General features: G+C 71.5%; 1 protein-coding gene and 1 pseudogene (1 of these 2 only partly in view). Both read right to left on the reverse strand.

Going from position 1 to position 603, the window contains the following annotated elements; genetic code table 11:
* Positions 1-150, reverse strand: a pseudogene (locus CCN29_RS32465) (ATP/GTP-binding protein); its annotated part reaches 168 nt to the left of the window's first position; the annotation flags it as partial.
* A 144-nt stretch (positions 151-294) separates the two neighbouring features.
* On the reverse strand, positions 295-492 hold the full coding sequence (locus CCN29_RS32470; protein WP_031016557.1) for a hypothetical protein: 198 nt from the start codon (positions 490-492) through the stop codon (positions 295-297).
* Between the last annotated feature and the right edge of the window lie 111 nt (positions 493-603).

The following is a 603-nucleotide window of genomic DNA, read 5'->3' on the forward strand; positions in this document are numbered from 1 at the left end:
CTCGGCGAGGCGTTTGGGCGGGAGCAGCCTTTCCAGCGCTCCGCCGATGACTTCGGGGTCGAAAAGCGTGCTGTTCGGGATCAGCTCGATCAGTTCGTGCGCGGTGGTGGTCTTCCCCGCACCGAACGCGCCGTTGACCCAGACGATCACGTTTCCCCCTCTTCCGTTGGCCCCCTGTGGCTTGCCCGTTCCACCCTGCCACGGAAACCACATCGAGCGGAGAACACGTGACGGCGGCGCCGGCGCCCTGGTGTGGAGGGCGCCGACGCCGCCGTCGACGCGTCGAGGGGCCCGTCAGGCCGTGCCGTCCCGGTCGACGTCCAGCTCCAGCGTGTTGTTCTCGGCGACCGTGCGGTCGAGGGAGCTGAGCGTGTCCTCGACGTCGAGCGTGCCGAGGGCGGGGGCGTCGGTGAGCGCGTGCGACGGGCTGACGGCCGCGACGACGAAACCGGTGGCGAGGGAGGCGATGGCGAGCATGCTGCGCTTCTTCATACCCGGCACAACGCCGAAACGGCGCGAGGGGTCACGCCCGGCTTCGGTCCGGCCCCTCGCCCGATCTCGGCCGAGTCCCGGGCCCCGGCTCGCACCAGTCCCGCGGCCGGG

The organism is Streptomyces pseudogriseolus, from assembly GCA_002154585.1.
Lineage (GTDB): Bacteria > Actinomycetota > Actinomycetes > Streptomycetales > Streptomycetaceae > Streptomyces > Streptomyces pseudogriseolus.

What these genes read in the sequence shown, in the direction of transcription:
- CCN29_RS32470 (WP_031016557.1), bottom strand. Translation starts at nt 492, where the DNA reads ATGAAGAAGCGCAGCATGCTCGCCATCGCCTCCCTCGCCACCGGTTTC.